This window comes from Succinimonas sp. (genome assembly GCF_045225735.1).
Taxonomy (GTDB): Bacteria; Pseudomonadota; Gammaproteobacteria; order Enterobacterales; family Succinivibrionaceae; genus Succinimonas.
Genome location: NZ_JBGVBR010000349.1, coordinates 1 through 16,837, shown reverse-complemented (window position 1 = coordinate 16,837; position 16,837 = coordinate 1). Strand labels below are relative to the sequence as shown.

General features: G+C 48.2%; 15 protein-coding genes. 7 read left to right on the top strand and 8 right to left on the bottom strand.

Going from position 1 to position 16,837, the window contains the following annotated elements:
* On the bottom strand, positions 1-247 hold a 247-nt coding region (locus ACJROR_RS12450), incomplete at its 3' end, for a hypothetical protein (RefSeq protein ID WP_406547305.1).
* Between ACJROR_RS12450 and ACJROR_RS12445 the strand changes: the two genes are divergently transcribed.
* Complete coding sequence (locus ACJROR_RS12445; RefSeq protein WP_406547304.1) at positions 231-959, top strand: tetratricopeptide repeat protein; 729 nt, start codon at positions 231-233, stop codon at positions 957-959. The two genes, ACJROR_RS12450 and ACJROR_RS12445, sit on opposite strands and share 17 nt — an antisense overlap.
* 80 nt (positions 960-1,039) lie before the next feature.
* Here the strand turns inward: ACJROR_RS12445 and ACJROR_RS12440 are convergent, their stop codons facing one another.
* Positions 1,040-2,809 (bottom strand): alpha-amylase family glycosyl hydrolase, encoded by a 1,770-nt coding sequence (locus tag ACJROR_RS12440; RefSeq protein WP_406547303.1) that lies wholly within the window; start codon positions 2,807-2,809, stop codon positions 1,040-1,042.
* A 230-nt stretch (positions 2,810-3,039) separates the two neighbouring features.
* Positions 3,040-4,689: a glucose-6-phosphate isomerase gene (gene pgi, locus ACJROR_RS12435; protein ID WP_406547302.1), complete on the bottom strand. Its 1,650-nt coding sequence runs from the start codon at positions 4,687-4,689 to the stop codon at positions 3,040-3,042.
* Positions 4,690-5,052: 363 nt separating this feature from the next.
* Here pgi and ilvC point away from each other — a divergent pair, with 363 nt between their 5' ends.
* Positions 5,053-6,537, top strand: coding sequence for a ketol-acid reductoisomerase (gene ilvC / locus ACJROR_RS12430; RefSeq protein ID WP_406043785.1), 1,485 nt, complete (start codon positions 5,053-5,055; stop codon positions 6,535-6,537).
* Positions 6,538-6,733: 196 nt separating this feature from the next.
* On the opposite strand, the gene ACJROR_RS12425 is transcribed toward ilvC, so the two are convergent.
* Both ACJROR_RS12425 and ACJROR_RS12420 read right to left on the bottom strand, forming a co-directional pair.
* Entirely contained in the window at positions 6,734-7,786 is a 1,053-nt protein-coding gene (locus ACJROR_RS12425; protein WP_406547301.1) for a GGDEF domain-containing protein, read from the bottom strand.
* Positions 7,783-8,889: a response regulator gene (locus tag ACJROR_RS12420; protein WP_406043789.1), complete on the bottom strand. Its 1,107-nt coding sequence runs from the start codon at positions 8,887-8,889 to the stop codon at positions 7,783-7,785. The genes ACJROR_RS12425 and ACJROR_RS12420 overlap by 4 nt, the downstream gene beginning before the upstream one ends.
* 483 nt (positions 8,890-9,372) lie before the next feature.
* On the opposite strand from ACJROR_RS12420, the gene ACJROR_RS12415 reads away from it, so the two are divergent.
* The 5 genes from ACJROR_RS12415 to lptB all read left to right on the top strand — a co-directional run bounded on the left by ACJROR_RS12415 (position 9,373) and on the right by lptB (position 12,845).
* Positions 9,373-10,347, top strand: coding sequence for a KpsF/GutQ family sugar-phosphate isomerase (locus ACJROR_RS12415; protein WP_406547300.1), 975 nt, complete (start codon positions 9,373-9,375; stop codon positions 10,345-10,347).
* Positions 10,347-10,895, top strand: coding sequence for a 3-deoxy-manno-octulosonate-8-phosphatase KdsC (gene kdsC, locus ACJROR_RS12410; protein ID WP_406043793.1), 549 nt, complete (start codon positions 10,347-10,349; stop codon positions 10,893-10,895). The genes ACJROR_RS12415 and kdsC overlap by 1 nt, the downstream gene beginning before the upstream one ends.
* Positions 10,892-11,494 (top strand): LPS export ABC transporter periplasmic protein LptC, encoded by a 603-nt coding sequence (lptC, locus tag ACJROR_RS12405; RefSeq protein ID WP_406547299.1) that lies wholly within the window; start codon positions 10,892-10,894, stop codon positions 11,492-11,494. Before kdsC ends, lptC begins: the two co-directional genes overlap by 4 nt.
* Positions 11,463-11,993 (top strand): lipopolysaccharide transport periplasmic protein LptA, encoded by a 531-nt coding sequence (gene lptA, locus ACJROR_RS12400; protein ID WP_406043797.1) that lies wholly within the window; start codon positions 11,463-11,465, stop codon positions 11,991-11,993. Before lptC ends, lptA begins: the two co-directional genes overlap by 32 nt.
* A gap of 123 nt (positions 11,994-12,116) precedes the next feature.
* The gene (gene lptB, locus ACJROR_RS12395) at positions 12,117-12,845 is read left to right on the top strand and encodes an LPS export ABC transporter ATP-binding protein (RefSeq protein WP_406043799.1); all 729 of its coding nucleotides are present in this window, start codon (positions 12,117-12,119) and stop codon (positions 12,843-12,845) included.
* A 110-nt stretch (positions 12,846-12,955) separates the two neighbouring features.
* Here lptB and glyS read toward each other — a convergent pair whose 3' ends face one another.
* From glyS to ACJROR_RS12380, 3 genes are all read right to left on the bottom strand, one after another.
* A complete protein-coding gene (gene glyS, locus ACJROR_RS12390) occupies positions 12,956-15,019 on the bottom strand; it encodes a glycine--tRNA ligase subunit beta (RefSeq protein ID WP_406547298.1) in 2,064 nt (687 codons plus the stop codon).
* Positions 15,020-15,021: 2 nt separating this feature from the next.
* Complete coding sequence (glyQ, locus tag ACJROR_RS12385) at positions 15,022-15,951, bottom strand: glycine--tRNA ligase subunit alpha (RefSeq protein ID WP_406547297.1); 930 nt, start codon at positions 15,949-15,951, stop codon at positions 15,022-15,024.
* Between the two features lie 302 nt (positions 15,952-16,253).
* Positions 16,254-16,484, bottom strand: coding sequence for a sulfurtransferase TusA family protein (locus ACJROR_RS12380; protein WP_406547296.1), 231 nt, complete (start codon positions 16,482-16,484; stop codon positions 16,254-16,256).
* Positions 16,485-16,837 lie beyond the last annotated feature (353 nt).

Here is a 16,837-nt window from a genome sequence, read left to right as displayed (position 1 = left end):
CCTGCCTGTCACGCAGGAGGTCACGGGTTCGAGCCCCGTCCGTTCCGCCACTTATACAAAACGGGGTATCATCTGATATCCCGTTTTCTGTTTTAGGTATATATTTTTTTGAGGCTTTTATGCGTTCACATTCGATATTCATAACAAGGTTAGGCATTGCTGCTGCGCTGCTATGTATTTCCGGATGTAATTTGAATGCCCAGTCAGATGAAGATGTTTCTCTTCCGATTATGGACACTGCTGTCATCTTAAAAGACTGCGTCGCTGACGGAGTGGCTGAAAAAGTCTGCAAAAAGGCGTTAAACAATCCGGAAGAAGCTTATTATCTCGGACTCCGTTATGAACAGGGAGATAATGTGAAGAAGGATGAACTGAAAGCTTCTTCATGGTATTTGCTGGCGGCTAAAAAAGGAAATCACCGCGCGGAAACGAATTTAGGAGCTCTTTTTGTTTCAGGCAAGGGCGTTTCTCAGGATTATGCCAGAGGTTTGTTTTGGCTTAATCGAGCTCAGGAAGGAGGAGATTCTGTGGCTATGCTGGATCTGGGACTTCTTTCTGAGACCGGAGCCGGAGTTCCTCAGGATGCCGCCAAGGCTTTGGAATGGTATCGGAAATCCGCGGGACTCAATAATGTTGATGCAGAAATGAAATTGGGCGATGCTTACTATAACGGTACTATTACTGATGTTCATTATGAATATGCCATTATTTGGTATGAGCTTGCCGCAGCGCAGCAAAATGCCAGAGCTGTTTATATGCTGGGAGTAATGCATGAAAAAGGACAGGGGGTAAAAAAGAACCCGGCGCGCGCTTTCGGTTATTACCAGAAGGCAGCCGGACTTGACTATCCTGATGCGTGCGAAAAGCTGGTTGAAATGTACCGCATCGGTACCGGAGTCAGAAAGAATATCCGTTTGTCCGAGACATGGCGTCAAAAAGCTCTGGAACTGAAAAAGTAATGCTCGGTGCTTGGTTTCGCAAACTGCCCCCGGAGGTTTTGCTCTTCCGGGGATTTTTTTTATTGAGGGATACCAGCCCCTCAGATTTCGTACACGGCTCCTGCATATCCGGGAATAATGAAAGGATCTGTTTGCGCAGTCTTTTCAGTATCGGTAGTCAAAATGAGACGGGATTGTTTGCTAATGCCATAGTCTTCTGCCTCTGCCGGGCCTCCGCCGAAATTTAACAGCGTTATGGAGCGATCTCCGGTAATGGTGATTATTCCTGTTTTGGGATAGTCCGCCACCTGACATTTTTTACGGTCATGAGAACCGATGATATCGGATTTTTTAAGTCTGATAAGCTCCTGGTAAAAGCGGAGCGTCTTACGGGCCGGTACATTGATTTCGGGCTCGCTGTCTTCCGGATACCACTTAAGCTTGCTTTTTAAAAAGGAGCTTTCCTGATGCGGATCCTCCGGTTCAAAGCCCTGAATAAAGGAGAATTCTTTTCTTCTTCCCTTCTTAACAGCCTCTATCAGGCCGGCATCGCCAAAGTCTTCAAAAAACAGAAATGGCGATTTTTCACCGTATTCCTCTCCCATAAACAGCATCGGGACATAAGGAGAAGCAAAAAGGGTCAGAGCTGCCAGCAAAGCTCTTTTAAGCCCCATAACCGTAACAATGCGTCCGCCCTCAGGACGGTTTCCCACCTGATCATGATCCTGGATGTGCATTATTAACCGTTCCGGCGGCACGTTTTGACCGGTTACCCCCATGAAGTTATCAAAAACGGAGTTGTAGCGGGTGCCGTTGTAACAAAAGCCTTCCTTCAAAGCCAGAACTATGTCCTCGAACCTCCCGAAATCACGGTAGTGTCTGAAGCTCTGCGGATAAAGCCAGCTGTAAACAGCATAGTTGAGATCATCGCACCACTGGGCATCGTAGGCGTAGCCGTTTTCCGCTGTTACCGAGCTTTCGTTGCGGAGATGTTCGGCAATCATGATGATTTTGCGATTCTGAGCAGTCCCGATGCTTCTGGCGAGATCTGTGATTTCACGGAGAATATGAGGTACGGTTTCATCATAAATAACGCTCACGGCATCCATTCTGAAACCATCCAGTCCCGTATCCTCCAGCCAGTGCCGGACGCAGTCCAGAAAAAAGCTGCGAATGCCGGAGGAGCTATGGCCGTCAAAGTTTATCTGGGCCCCCCATGGCGTAGGGGCTTTCTTGGTAAAGGGAGCCAGCTTTTCCGAGTAATTGCCTTCCGGGCCGAAATGGTTGAAGACAACGTCAAGAATAACCGCAATGCCATTATCGTGGGCTTTGGCAATGAAATCATGAAGATCGTCATAGCTGCCGTAGTTTCTGCTGAGAGCGAAGGGATAAGTGCCGTCATAGCCCCAGTTGCGCTTTCCCGGGTAATCAGAAAGCGGCATAAGTTCAATGACATTGATGCCCAGATCCCTGAGATAAGGAAGTTTTTTGAGAGCTCCCCGGAGGGTACCCTCCGGGGTAAAGGTTCCGAGATGAAGCTCATAGATGATGGCATCGGCAGCATCGGTTCCCTGCCATGAGGAGGCCGGCTGGCGTATCGGAAAAATTGCCTGAGAAGGGCCGTGAGAGCCTTCGGGCTGATAGCGGGAGGCCGGATCCGGAAATGTCTCGGAGCCGTTTTTCACTAAAAGGTAACGGAAGCCTTCCCGGAAATCCGGCAGTATTCCGGTGAAGTACCCGGAATCGTCACGATCCAGAGGATAGCATTTGCCGTTATCCAGACATTTCACGGCAAGCGAATGAGCATAGGGGGCAAAGATGCGGTATGAAATTTCTCCGGCAGAATTTATATGAATTCCGGTATTAGTCATGGCTTGCGTCTCCGGTAATGAAAGCTGCTTTATATTTGTTTGTTATCTTTAAGCGCTGCCGGCGGGAAACTGACAGCGGACACAAGGTAACAAACAATCTTTGTTTCTATTATATATAGCACTGAGCCCCGGAGGCTCTCGGAGGGATAAAAAAAGCCGAATTGTGTATTCGGCTTTTATGAAAACTCATCTGATTGCCAGAAACAGTCAGATGCTGAGTCAGAAACAGACTACTTCCTTACAGCCTTAAAGAAGTTAATAAGTCCGTTGGTGGAGGAATCGTGAGAGGAGACTTCTTCAGTGTTCTGGAGCTCGGGAAGGATCTTTCCGGCAAGCTGCTTGCCCAGTTCCACACCCCACTGGTCAAAGGAGAAGATGTTAAGAATTACGCCCTGCACGAAAATCTTGTGCTCATACATGGCGATGAGAGCCCCCAGAGTTTCCGGAGTGATTTCCTTCACCAGAATGGAGTTTGTCGGCCGGTTCCCCTCGAAAACCTTGAAGGGAATGAGAGGCTCGTACTTGTCTTTGGGAGTTCCCTTGGCCTCGAATTCCTGAATTACCGCTTCTTTTGTTTTGCCAAAGGCCAGAGCTTCGGTCTGCGCAAAGAAGTTGGAGAGAAGCTTTGCATGATGATCCCCGATAGGATTATGGCTGATGGCCGGAGCAATAAAATCAGCAGGAATTATTTTGGTGCCCTGATGTATCAGCTGGTAGAAAGCATGCTGTCCGTTGGTGCCTGGTTCGCCCCAGATAATGGGGCCGGTTTCATAAGTTACGGGCTGGCCGTTTCTGTCTGCATACTTGCCGTTTGACTCCATGTTGCCCTGCTGGAAATAAGCGGGGAAACGGGCCAGATACTGGTCATAGGGCAGAATTGCTTCAGAAGCAAACTTATAGAAATTGTTGTACCAGATGCCAATGAGAGCCAGAATTACCGGAATGTTCTGTCTGAAGGGAAGCTTTCTGAAATGCTCATCCATTTCATAAGCGCCCTTAAGCAGCTTTTCAAAATTGTCAAAGCCAACAGCCAGGGCAATGGAGGTTCCGATAGCGGACCATGAAGAGTAGCGTCCGCCGACCCAGTCCCAGAATTCAAACATGTTGTCAGTATCGATGCCAAATTCGCTGACGGCCTTGGCATTAGTGGACAGAGCTGCAAAGTGCTTGGCAACATGCTTCTTGTCTCCGGCGGCCTTCAGGAACCAGTCTCTTGCAGTATGGGCATTAGTCATGGTTTCCTGGGTAGTGAAGGTTTTGGAGGCCACCAGGAACAGGGTGGTTTCCGGATTGCATTCCTTCAGGGTTTCCGCAATATGAGTGCCGTCAACATTGGAAACAAAATGGGATTTGAGATGGTTGTGATACGGGGTGAGAGCCATGGTAATCATGCAAGGGCCCAGATCGGAGCCGCCGATGCCGATATTTACCACATCGGTAATAGCCTTGCCGGTATATCCCTTCCATTCTCCGGAAATAACCTTTTCAGTAAAGGCCTTGATTTTGGCCAGCCCCTTCCGTACCTCGGGCATGACATCCTGGCCGTCCACCAGAACCGGAGAATCCGACTGGTTGCGGAGAGCGGTGTGAAGAACGGCGCGATCTTCGGTAACATTGATTTTTTCGCCGGTAAACATGGCTTCAATGGCGTTTTTGAGGTCAGTCTCTTCAGCAAGTTTGATAAGAAGGCTCAGAGTATCTTCGGTAATGCGATTTTTGGAAAAATCCACCAGAAAATCATCGTTGAATTTGAGAGAGAAGTTATTGAAGCGGTTCGGATCAGCCTTGAAGAGATCCTTGATGGTCATGTTTCTGTTTTCAGAAAAATGCTTTTCAAGTTCCTTCCAGGCATTGGTTTGAGTTGGATTTACGTTTTTCATGAATAAAATTCCTGCTATAAGGTGAATGCAGAGGCTTAAGCCTGCATGATCTCCAAAGGATATTTTACACGATAGCGGAATAAAGAGTAATAGCCATGCGGAGACCTCCGGAGCCCGATGACATGCGACTGTCCGTCAGAGATCTCATTTCCTGAAAAGCAACGGAAAAGCTGGGACAGCAGCGCGAGGGACCGTATTTTTTATTCTGGCGGCGGGGGCAGCCGGCGCACCCTGCTTTTTATTGTTTTTCAGGGTGGTTACGATGCTAAGTTTTGACGGATTTATTGCTTTATCGCTTTAAGCCGGGGGGGATGATGGTTATAATGTACTCGCTTTTCAAAATAACTGATTTTCGAGGCTGTTATGGCAAATTATTTTAATACCCTTTCTCTCCGTGAGAAGCTTGGTCAGCTTGGCTGCTGCCGTTTTATGAATCGTTCTGAATTCCAGAGCGGCTGTGATTTTCTGAAGGGAAAGAAGGTTGTAATTGTAGGTTGCGGTGCTCAGGGTCTTAATCAGGGTCTGAATATGCGCGATTCCGGTCTTGACGTTTCTTACGCTCTTCGCGCCGAAGCCATCAAGGAAAAGCGCAAGTCCTATCAGCGCGCCACTGAGAACGGATTCCGTGTTGGTACCTATGAAGAGCTTATTCCCGAGGCCGATCTTGTTGTTAATCTTACTCCTGATAAGCAGCACCATCCTGTGGTTCAGGCTGTAATGCCTCTGATGAAGAAGGGCGCTGCTCTTGGCTATTCTCATGGCTTCAACATTGTTGAACTGGGCGAGGAGATCCGCAAGGATATTACCGTGGTTATGGTAGCCCCTAAGTGCCCTGGTACCGAGGTGCGTCATGAATATCAGCGCGGCTTTGGCGTTCCGACACTGCTTGCCGTTCATCCTGAAAATGATCCGGAGAAGAAAGGCTGGGATATTGCCAAGGCCTGGGCTGCCGCCACCGGAGCTCACAAGGCAGGCTGCCTTGAATCATCCTTCGTTGCCGAGGTTAAGTCAGACCTTATGGGCGAGCAGACCATTCTCTGCGGCATGCTGCAGACCGCAACCATGCTGGGCTTTGACCGCATGGTAGAGCTGGGCATGGATCCGGCTTATGCCTGCAAGCTGCTGCGCTATGGATGGGAGACTGTCGGAGAGGCTTTGAAGTTCGGCGGTATCACCAATATGCTGGATCGTCTTTCAAATCCGGCAAAGATCCGCGCCTTTGAAATGGCTGCTGAGATCAAGGATATTCTCCGTCCCCTTTATCAGAAGCACATGGATGACATCGACAGCGGAGTATTCTCTGAAACCATGATGCAGGACTGGGCTGCCGGCGACAAGGATCTGTTCGCCTGGCGCGAAGAGTTTGGCAAGCATGGCTTTGAAAAGGCTCCTGAGTGCGATACTGAAATCAGCGAGCAGGAATACTTTGACAAGGGAATCTTCATGGTTGCCACCATCAAGGCAGGCTGCGAGCTGGCCTTTGAAACCATGACTCATGCAGGTATTTATCCGGAATCCGCTTACTATGAATCTCTCCATGAGCTGCCGCTGATTGCAAACTGCATTGGCCGTAACCGTCTCTATGAGATGAACGTGGTAATTTCCGACACTGCCGAATATGGCAACTACCTGTTTACCAACAAGGCTGTTCCGATGCTCAAGGACTTCATGAAGAAGGTAACTCTTGAGGATCTGGGCAAGGGGCTTTCTTCCTCCGACACTACCGTTGATAATGAAACTCTCATAAAGGTTAATGAAGAGCTGAGAAATCATCCTATTGAAGTTGTAGGACGCAAGCTCCGCGGCTATATGACTGATATGAAGCGTATTACCTTCGGTACAAAGTAAAGGGTTAAAGCCTTAACTTAAATACCAGACAGGCGTTCGGATTTATTGCGGATCCGGACGCTTTTTTATTGCCTTTTTTTGCTGAACAGTCCGGAATCCAGCGCAAGGCAGGCATACCCGGTGCAGCTGAAAAAGCCCCCTGTTTTATGATGACAGAGGGCTTAAGACAGAGAACCTGAAAAACTTCCGGACTTGACTAATTGTCTCTCTTTTTTATCACCGGTCTCTGAATTTCAATGTTCATGGTCTCTTCGGTATCGTTCAGGCCGTATTCCGTGGTTCTGTTTCTGCCATGCTCCTTGGAGAAATACAGAGCATTATCAGCCTTTTTCAGCCAGTCCCCGTAATTCGGCATGGCCGGGATAGAGAGAGTGCATACACCGATGCTGATGGTGAAGCGGATAACCTGAATGCCGCCCGCTTTGGGATTGTTATATTCCACCACCTGGGATTCTATGGCATGACGCAGCCTTTCCGCCACGTAGAATGAAGATTCTCTGTTGGCATCCCGGAGGATAATGGTGAACTCCTCGCCGCCGTAACGACCGGCCACATCGGTATTGCGGATCTGCTTTTTGACAACCTGGGACAGTCTTTTGAGCACCGTGTCTCCGGCCTGATGTCCATAGGTATCGTTAATGCTTTTGAAATGATCGATGTCGAACATCAGCAGCGTTACCGGCTCCTTGTTGCGCCGGAAGAGATCGTAGGCTTCAGAGAGACAGTTTTCCCAGTGCTTTCTGTTATAAAGTCCGGTAAGTCCGTCGGTAATGGACGACTTAAGGAGCTGGCTGTTAGCCTTTTCCAGATTGATTTCGGCGCAGGCTTCATCAGTCACGTCGTAAATCATTATCAGCACTTCATCAATTTTGCCGTCAAGATTGCTGAGAGGAATGATGGTGAAGTTCTGCCTCATTTCCATGGTGCGTCCGGTAAAGGGACGGTTATTTGGGAAATGAAAAATCTCCTTGTGCTGGCGCCAGGAATTGAATACCGGCGTGTTCAGGGTGGTGGCCTCGGTAATCTTGTCATAAAGCCAGGATTTGCGAATTTCCGGGAATACATCAAACAGGCATTTGCCGTTGATTTTGATGCCCAGAATTCCGCTGTTTACCTCCATGAAGCTGTTCCATACCCTTACTATGTAATTTGTATCAACTACGATTACACCAACATTGATGTCCTGAATGATGGAAAGAAAACGATGAATTTCCCTGAGTTCTGAAATATCTGCGCTGGTGTCGGTCATTCTGAAAACTCCATGAGCTGTATAACCTTCTGCATGGTTGAATTAGTAAACAGCATATCAAGTCGTACGGACATTCCCTGGCCTTTTACATTGAAATTAAATTCCACGGACAGAATGTTACCGTCTTTGTGCGCCTCTGATGCCATATTGTAGGGCATGAAGGGCTCCTCGGGCTTTTCATGGCTGTCATCGCCGGATTCGCTTTTTTCAGGCGCTTCTCCCCGGAGAAAGGATTCATCAATGAGAATATTCGGCACCAGAGCGGGATGAGTGGTTCTGATTACCGTGTTGAACTGCGTGGCCAGCACCCTTACCAAAGTTCCTGAGATCAGTCCGGCAAGGTCGATCATGATGCCTACTCTTTCCTCGTAGGTGGTTTTGGTATCGCACACCAGATGAGCGTAGTTGTTCATATCCTCCGGAGAAAAATAGAGCAGATTTTCACCGAGAACTCCTTCGCCCACAAAACCCTGGCTGACAATTATGTTGTTTTTCTGATTATCGTTATCCCGCAGATTCAGCCAGTGGATGATGTCCCGGGTAACCTCCAGTCCCTTCTTGAGCTTTACGTCAGGAACGGGCATGGTGATGAACAGATTAAGAATTTCCGCCATTCTGCTGGCTGTTACGCCTGCTGCAATATTGAGTTTTTCCCGGAGAGAATCAAAGATGCCGTTTTTGTCCTTCTTTTCTTCATCGGTTTCCACGATTTGCACGGTTTCGGTATCGTTGGGATCCATAAGACCGTAGTTTGTCAGCAGGGTAAGCAGCTTGTCCTTATCCAGCGGTTTGGGGATGAATTCGAGCACGTTTTCGTAGCTCAGGATGATTTTTCTGGCCTCAGGCTGGATGTCCGCGCTGACCACTATGGTCATAATGTTGATGCGTTCGTTTTTTATGGCTTCCAGAACCTGATAACCGTCCATCCCCGGCATGGTAAGATCAAGAAACAGGAGTTCTCCTTTATGTTCTCTCAGATACTCCATAGCCTCCAGTCCGTTTCCGGCCTGGTAGAGATTGTTAACCAGAGACTTCGGCAGAGTTCTGATGAGCTGTTTGCGCGCGAAACTTGAATCATCGCAAACAATGACATCTAGGGACATAGGGAAATTCCTCAATACATAAACTTCGGGATTATGGCAGCTGTTTACTGTGAAAAATACAGAAAATAAAACGATTTTTGCCGTTCAGGAAAGAAACTGCCACCCGCCCGGGGGATTATTGTTGTTATTGTGTACGGCTGGAGGGAATAACAAAATAATCAGCTACAGAACGCAGCCCTCTGCAATTCCGTTCTCTTATTTTAGACTATCACAAAGCCATAGCACTTAATCGTCCCCTTTGCGGCGTTAAAATATGTGAACTTAACTCTGTTTTTGTCTGACACATTTGCGATCTCTCTGAGACAGAACGGCGTGATTTTCCGGAGGCCTGATGGCAGCTCCCTGGCTTTTTTAGCGGAGCTATGGCGGCGAGGTCTGTTTAATGACGTTTTTTAAGGTAAAATACGGAGACGGAGTTTTTCAGAGATAATGCATATCAGCGTCTGATGCTGAAATCCCAGCAGGTTAAAAAGGAGATGCATTTTGGCTACCGGAGCTTTAATTTTTGAGGATATTGCCCGCAGAGTCATCGATGATGAGGTTGCGGGACTGAATCAGCTTCGCGCGGAAATCGATCACAGCTTTGCAGAAGCCTGCAAGCTGATTTTGGGATGCCGCGGAAAGATTGTTGTCATGGGAATGGGGAAATCCGGACATATCGGTTCCAAGATTGCCGCTACTCTTGCCAGCACCGGAACACCGTCGTTTTTTGTTCATCCCGGCGAAGCCAGTCACGGCGATCTGGGCATGATCGAAAGCGATGATATGGTCATCGCCATTTCAAATTCCGGTGAAAGCGGCGAGGTTATCGATATCCTTCCGATCCTCAAACGCCGGGGCATTGTTATCATTGGCATGAGCGGAAATCCGGACAGTTCTCTGGCCCGGTATGCCACAGTGCACCTGAGCTTTCATGTGGAACGCGAGGCTTGTCCGCTGAATCTGGTGCCCACCTCCAGCACTACCAGCACTTTGGTGCTGGGGGATGCACTGGCAGTGGCACTTTTGGAGGCCCGGGGCTTTACGGCCCGGGATTTTGCTCTCAGTCATCCTGGCGGCACTCTGGGGCGAAAGCTTCTTACCACCTGCGCCGATGTTATGCATTCCGGGGATGAATGCCCGGTCGTTTATATAGACAGCACCATCAAGGATGCCATTTTTGAGATGACCTCCAAGGGACTTGGCATGGTGGTGGTCATCAAGGAAGACGGCACTATTTACGGCATCTTCACCGACGGCGATTTGAGAAGAGCCTTTGAAAAAATGCTGGATGTTACCACTCCGCTCCGCAAGATCATCAAGAAGGGATGCCTGACGGTAAAAAAGGATACCCTGGCGGCGGAAACTGTGCGGATTATTCATGCCAGAAAGGTTAATTCTCTGGTGGTGGCAGATGATGACAACCGGCCGCTGGGCGCCTTTAATATTCACGATCTGCTGAACAAGGGAGTTATGTAATGCATCCAACTCTGTACCGTCCTGTTTCGGATGTCTTATATGATAAGCTCTCAAAAATAGAATTTCTGTTTTGCGACGTGGACGGGGTGCTTTCCGACGGAAGCGTTTATCTGACAAACAGCGGCGATGAGATTAAGGCCTTCAATGCCAAGGACGGTTATGGTCTTGTGGCTCTCGGAAAATCCGGAGTCCTCGTCGGCATAATTACCGGCCGAAGCTCATCTCTTCTGGAACGCCGGGCCGGGGAACTGGGGATTTCCTGTCTGGCTCAGGGAGTGCGAGACAAGATCCCCGAAATGGAAAAAATGCTGAAGGAGCATGGGGTATCTCCGGAGTCTTCTGCCTATATCGGGGATGATGTTCCTGATATCCCGGTCATGAATAAGGCCGCGGTGGCGTTTTGTCCGGGAGATGGTCATCCGCTGGCTCAGGCTGCCGCGGATTATGTATGTCTCAAGAATGGCGGAGCCGGAGCTGTCAGGGAGGTCTGCGATCTTATTCTGCAGGCCCGGGGCAGTCTCCTGGTACCGGGAGCGGCCTCGGTATGATGAAGTACGTTTGTCTGCTGGTGCTGACGCTGTTTTCATTCTTTTGCTACCACTGGTATTCGGCGCAGAAGGATGTTCAGGATCCGGAAAGAGCTGAAGCTCAGCCGAATTTCATCGCCACCAATTTAACAACATACAGATACAATCAGTTGGGCTATCTTTATGAAATCATTCATGCGGATCATGCGGAAACTTATATCAGCGCCGATCTGATTGAGATGACATATCCCTCGCTGACCTATTATCCTGCCAGAGATCCCTCATCGAAAATGGTTTTAAATAACGCCGGAAACCTTCAGGACAGTGATTACTGGCACATAAAGGCTGACAGCGGGAGCTTTAACAGCAAGGACAGCATTAATCTGAGAAATAATGTCAAGGCCCAGAATTACAGCACCGAGGCTTTTATAAGCAGCATTGAATCCGACTATTTGGAGCTGGACTTCACCACCAATGAGGTGAGAACCCCGGAGATGGTTTATATAAACGGCAAGGATTTTTCCAATAGCTGCAAAGGTCTTAACGGAAATCTGGATACCAAATATTTTGAACTGATGGAGAATTGCCATGCGACTTATACAGGCACTGTTAACAGGTAGTATTGCTCTGGTGATTTCTGCCAGCGCCTTTTCAAAGCAGTCTGATTTCAGGGAACCCATAAGCGTTAATTCCGATCGTCAGATAGCAGAGTTGGCGGAAAACCGCGTTACCTTCATGGATCATGTAGTCATTACTCAGGGGACTATAAAAATCATGGCCGATAAAGTGGTAGTTACCAGACTGCCCAGCGGGGAGGTGGACAAGGTAACCGCCTATGGAAATTCCGCCACCTTCGATCAGATTATGGATAACGGCAAGCCTATTCATGCTGAGGCCAAAACCATTTCATACAATGTCAAGACTCAGGACATTACTCTTTCGGGGCATGCTTTTATCAGTCAGGAAAATTCCAAGCTTTCCAGTGATACCATTTCCTATAATGTGAAAAAAGAGGTTATGGAAGCCAAGGGCAACGAATCTTCCGGCGGCCGGGTTACTACTGTTTTTATCCCGGATCAGCTGAAAAAGCAGATCGATGCGGCTAAGAGTAACAAATAGAGCATTTTTGTTTCGCCGTTTTTGTTATGCAAAGCAGGGATCGGAGATCCGGCCGGAAAAGGCAGCGGTATCTTTTGAAAACATCCCTCAGGCGGTGATTGATTTAGTAATGGGTTTTTATTCATGTCTACTCTGAAAGCAGAACATTTGTTTAAACAGTTTAAGGCTCGTGTCGTTGTCAATGATGTCAGTTTAAACGTTAACAGCGGAGAAATCGTCGGACTTCTGGGGCCAAACGGCGCCGGAAAAACCACCTCCTTTTACATGATCGTAGGCATCATCAAGGTTGATGGAGGACAGGTTTTTATTGACGATACCGAAATCACTCACAAGCCCATGGACAAAAGAGCATTGGCCGGACTGGGGTACCTGCCGCAGGAGGCCAGCATCTGGAGAAAGCTCACCGTAAGAGAGAATATCATCGGAGCTCTGGAGCTTAATAAAAACGTAAAAACCAGAGACGAAAGAAGAAAACGCCTGAAGGATCTGCTCTCGGAATTCAGAATTGAACACATTCGGGACAGTCTGGGCATGAGTCTTTCCGGCGGCGAAAGACGGCGTGTGGAAATTGCCCGGGCTTTGGCATCGGATCCGCGCTTTATTTTGCTGGATGAACCCTTCGCCGGAGTGGATCCTATTTCCGTGGGGGAAATCAAGGGCATTATCAAACAGCTCAGAGAAAGAGGAATTGGCGTTTTAATTACCGATCACAATGTGCGGGAAACTCTGGATGTCTGCGAAAGAGCCTATATCGTGAATCAGGGAAAGATGATCGCCTACGGCAGCCCTGATGAGGTACTGAGCAATGAACTGGTTAAAAAGGTCTATCTGGGCGAAGATTTTTCAATCTAGCAAAGCATAGCAGGCATCATTATCGGCCTCATTATTTGATGATCCGTTAAAAAAGCCACGCCGTTCATCACAGCGTGGCTTCTCCTATTTGCAGAGGTATATTCCGAAAATTATTTCTGCAGCAGCGAAATATCCGCTACATGAGTGAAAAGACTGCTCAGTTCCTTAAGAAGCGCCAGGCGGTTATTCCGAATATCCGGGTTCTCATCGTTGACCATCACTTTATCAAAGAAGTCATCCACCGGTTTTTTGAGCTGCGCCAGATGAGTGAGAGCTTCCTTGTAGTCACCTCTGTCAAAGAGAGCATTAACGTCGGCAGCCACGGCAGCAATTGCTGCTGACAGGGCTTTTTCTTCCTGACTCGTCATAAGTTCAGCCCGGAATGCAGAGATGTCGGAGGCTTTGGACAGAATGTTTCCCACCCGTTTGTTGGCTTCGGAAAGCGAAGCAGCCTCAGGAATAGTACGGAATTCCTGAACGGCCTTAATGCGCTTGTCGAAATCCAGAAGATCGGTGATGCCCCGGGACAGCACTGACAGAATTACGTCTGTGCTTACCCCCAGATCCTGATAAAAGGCCTTGAATCTGGCCAGAACATAATCAACCACATCATTCACGGTATTGGCGTTTACGAGTTTGCTGCCATAGAGTCCGGCGGCATATGCTGCCAGTTCTCTGATGTCGATATGAAGCTGTTTCTCCACGGCGATTCTGATGAGACCGATGGAGGCTCTTCTTAATCCGTAAGGATCCTTGTCCCCCTTAGGAATCATGTTTACTCCGAAAATACCGGTGAGGGTAGCAATCTTTTCAGCAATCGAGAGAGCCTGGGATACCGGATTGTCAGGAAGAGCGTCCCCGGAGAATCTGGGCAGATACTGATCGCTGAGAGCCTGAGCTACTTCTTCGGGTTCACCGTCAATGCGGGCGTAGTGCATTCCCATAATGCCCTGGGTATCAGTGAATTCGGTGACCATGCTGGTGACCAGATCGCATTTGGACAGCAAGCCGGATCTTCTTGCCAATGCGGTATCAGCGCCGATAATCTGAGCAACCTTTTCGGCAATGCCGGCAACAATTTCGGATTTGTCCGCCAGTGAACCCAGCTGCTTTTGGTAGGTGACAGATCTGAGACTTTCAAAGCGGGAGAAAAGCGTCTGTTTCTTATCGGTGTTGAAGAAAAACTCGGCATCGGAGAGTCTGGGTCTGACGACTCTCTCATTGCCGGCAATAACAAGCTCCGGATGCTGAGACTTGATGTTGCTGATAAAAATGAAGTTAGGAAGCAGCTTTCCGTCTCTGTAGACCGGGAAATATTTCTGATCTCCCTTCATTGTATGAACCAGGGCTTCGGCAGGAACCTCCAGAAATTTTTCTTCGAACTTTGCTGTAAGAAGAACCGGGTACTCCACCAGAGAAGTTACTTCATCAATAAGATCCGGATCCATGTCGGCAACGCCGCCAATTTTATCTGCTTCGGACTTGATGGCTGCGGTAATCATTTCCTTTCTGCGGTTATAGTCCGCAATTACCATGCCCTTGGTTTCGAGAACTTCCGGGTATTCATCCGCAGTAGCCAATTCGAATTCCGGAGTTCCCATGTAGCGGTGCCCCTTTATGAGTCTGCCGGACTTAAGTCCCAGAACTTCTCCCGGAATAACTTCATTTCCGAAGAGCATGGTCAGGGTATGCACAGGTCTTACAAAAAGCACATCACCGGATCCCCAGCGCATCAGCTTCGGAATCGGAAGTTTGGCCAAAGCCTCCTGAGTGAAACGGGCAATAAGAGATACGGTGCTGGCCCCGTGTTCTACAGTGCGATATACCAGCCATTCTCCCTTTGGCGTGGTAACCCGTTCGGCTTCATCAATGCTGATGCCGTTGGCCTGAGCCCATTTCAGTCCGACATTGTTCGGAGTGCCGTCCGGATTGAAGGCGGCCTTTACGGACGGGCCTTTTTTTTCAATCGGGGTGTCGGGCTGCTGTTCGTCCAGACTGAGAATTTTTACAGCCAGTCTTCTGGGGGTGGCATACCAGAGAATATCCCCATGGGAAATTTTTGCATTGTCTATAAGCGCTGCAAAAGTATCTCTGAAGGACAGAGCGAGTTTTGCGAGAGCCTTGGGAGGCAGCTCTTCAGTTCCAATTTCCACTAATAATGTTTTTGCAGTCATTTTTATGCCTTGTTTACTTTATTCAAAATGGGGAATCCCAAAGATTCGCGCGCTGCGTAATAAGCTTCGGCTACGCCTTTTGAAAGTTCTCTTATACGCAGGATGTAGCGCTGTCTTTCGGTAACGGAAATGGCATGTCTGGCATCAAGAAGATTGAATGCGTGAGCAGCTCTCAGAATTCTTTCATACGCGGGGAGAGGCAGCGCTGCCTTTACCTTCTGGGTATCCAGCAGGTTCTGACATTCCTGGGCGCTCCGGTCAAACAGGCCGAAGAGAAAATCAACATCGGCATATTCAAAGTTATAGGTGGACTGTTCAACCTCGTTTTGATGGAAGACATCCCCGTAGGTTACGATACCTGCCGGAGTATTTGCCCAGACAAGATCGTACACATTGTTAACACCCTGAATATACATTGCAAGTCTTTCCAGACCGTAGGTAACCTCGCCGGTTACCGGAGAACAAGCGAGACCGCCGACTTGCTGGAAGTAGGTAAACTGAGTTACCTCCATGCCGTTAAGCCAGACCTCCCATCCCAGTCCCCAGGCTCCCAGAGTGGGGTTTTCCCAGTTGTCTTCGACAAACCGGATATCATGAACAGCCGGATCAAAACCAAGTTCTCTGAGGGAACCGAGATAGAGATCCTGAATATTGTCAGGGGACGGCTTCAGAACAACCTGAAACTGAAAATAACGCTGCAGTCTGTTGGGGTTTTCGCCATAGCGTCCGTCAGTGGGCCTTCTTGATGGCTGTACATAAGCGCAGAAATGCGGTTCCGGTCCGATGGCTTTTAGGAATGTCATGGGATGAGAGGTGCCGGCGCCGACTTCCATGTCGAAAGGCTGAGCAAGCATGCAGCCCTGTCGTGACCAGTAATCCTGAAGAGTCAGGATTAACCCCTGAAACGTCTTGATATCATATGTGTTGGACATCTGAAGATCCTTGGAAGCTTTTATCTTGTAAAAGTCAAATATCTAAATGAAAAGGGTAATGATTGCGGGAGCGGTGAAAAACGGTGCTCCTGTTTGAGTATGCCTATTTTACTCATGTTTGCCTGATTTTGCACTATAGGCTTGATTAAGGCATTTTGCCGGCGGGGAGGCTCCGAACAGCAATTAATGGTTACATGAGTTTATGCGTACGGAGGAAAACTGAAAGATATCACAGGAAAGGCCGCGCGTTTTAGAATGACAAGGAGAAAAAGGGGATGAAATAAAGCAATCCCAGCGCTTTATCAGGGCTTTTTGATAACAAAGAAGTAAAGAGTTCTGTTGTCGTTAGGCTCTGTTTTATGCTCCTCCATAACGTATCCGAGATTGCGGCAGAGCAAGTCGAAATCACGTTTGGTAGAAGGATCATCAGCGGTTATTGCTATTGCTTCGCCCGGGGGCATGTTTCTGAGTTCTCTTCTGACAATCATCAGCGGCTCAGGACATCTGAGTCCCACGGCGTTAATTGTTTTCATTCGTGTTTCCTTGCGTTACGATGAAAAAGACGGGGAAAAGACGGTATCGAATGTCAAAATCGGCCCCGCTGCTGTCTGATTGGGGCACCGTATTCTGGCAAACCGTCTGAATAAGGTAATACGAACCTCCGAAATTGTAAATAAGGGCAATTTGGAGGGGAATCATGAGGATTTTTGCTGCTGAAACCTGAAAAACAGTCAAAATTTGTTCAAAAAACAACCAAAATGCTTCGTTTTTGAAAATTTTTGCATTTTTTTTGATTTTTTGTTGACAGAAAATCAGAAAACTATAAAATTCGCATCACTTGCTCAGCACGAGCAGGAAGTTCTTTAACAAACAGCTTAGACAATCT

Excerpts from the sequence above, each read along its gene's own strand:
- ACJROR_RS12445 (WP_406547304.1), top strand. The coding sequence starts at position 231 with ATGGACACTGCTGTCATCTTAAAAGACTGCGTCGCTGACGGAGTGGCT.
- ACJROR_RS12440 (WP_406547303.1), bottom strand. The coding sequence starts at position 2,809 with ATGACTAATACCGGAATTCATATAAATTCTGCCGGAGAAATTTCATAC.
- pgi (WP_406547302.1), bottom strand. The coding sequence starts at position 4,689 with ATGAAAAACGTAAATCCAACTCAAACCAATGCCTGGAAGGAACTTGAA.
- ilvC (WP_406043785.1), top strand. The coding sequence starts at position 5,053 with ATGGCAAATTATTTTAATACCCTTTCTCTCCGTGAGAAGCTTGGTCAG.
- ACJROR_RS12425 (WP_406547301.1), bottom strand. The coding sequence starts at position 7,786 with ATGACCGACACCAGCGCAGATATTTCAGAACTCAGGGAAATTCATCGT.
- ACJROR_RS12420 (WP_406043789.1), bottom strand. The coding sequence starts at position 8,889 with ATGTCCCTAGATGTCATTGTTTGCGATGATTCAAGTTTCGCGCGCAAA.
- kdsC (WP_406043793.1), top strand. The coding sequence starts at position 10,347 with ATGCATCCAACTCTGTACCGTCCTGTTTCGGATGTCTTATATGATAAG.
- lptC (WP_406547299.1), top strand. The coding sequence starts at position 10,892 with ATGATGAAGTACGTTTGTCTGCTGGTGCTGACGCTGTTTTCATTCTTT.
- lptA (WP_406043797.1), top strand. The coding sequence starts at position 11,463 with ATGCGACTTATACAGGCACTGTTAACAGGTAGTATTGCTCTGGTGATT.
- lptB (WP_406043799.1), top strand. The coding sequence starts at position 12,117 with ATGTCTACTCTGAAAGCAGAACATTTGTTTAAACAGTTTAAGGCTCGT.
- glyS (WP_406547298.1), bottom strand. The coding sequence starts at position 15,019 with ATGACTGCAAAAACATTATTAGTGGAAATTGGAACTGAAGAGCTGCCT.
- glyQ (WP_406547297.1), bottom strand. The coding sequence starts at position 15,951 with ATGTCCAACACATATGATATCAAGACGTTTCAGGGGTTAATCCTGACT.
- ACJROR_RS12380 (WP_406547296.1), bottom strand. The coding sequence starts at position 16,484 with ATGAAAACAATTAACGCCGTGGGACTCAGATGTCCTGAGCCGCTGATG.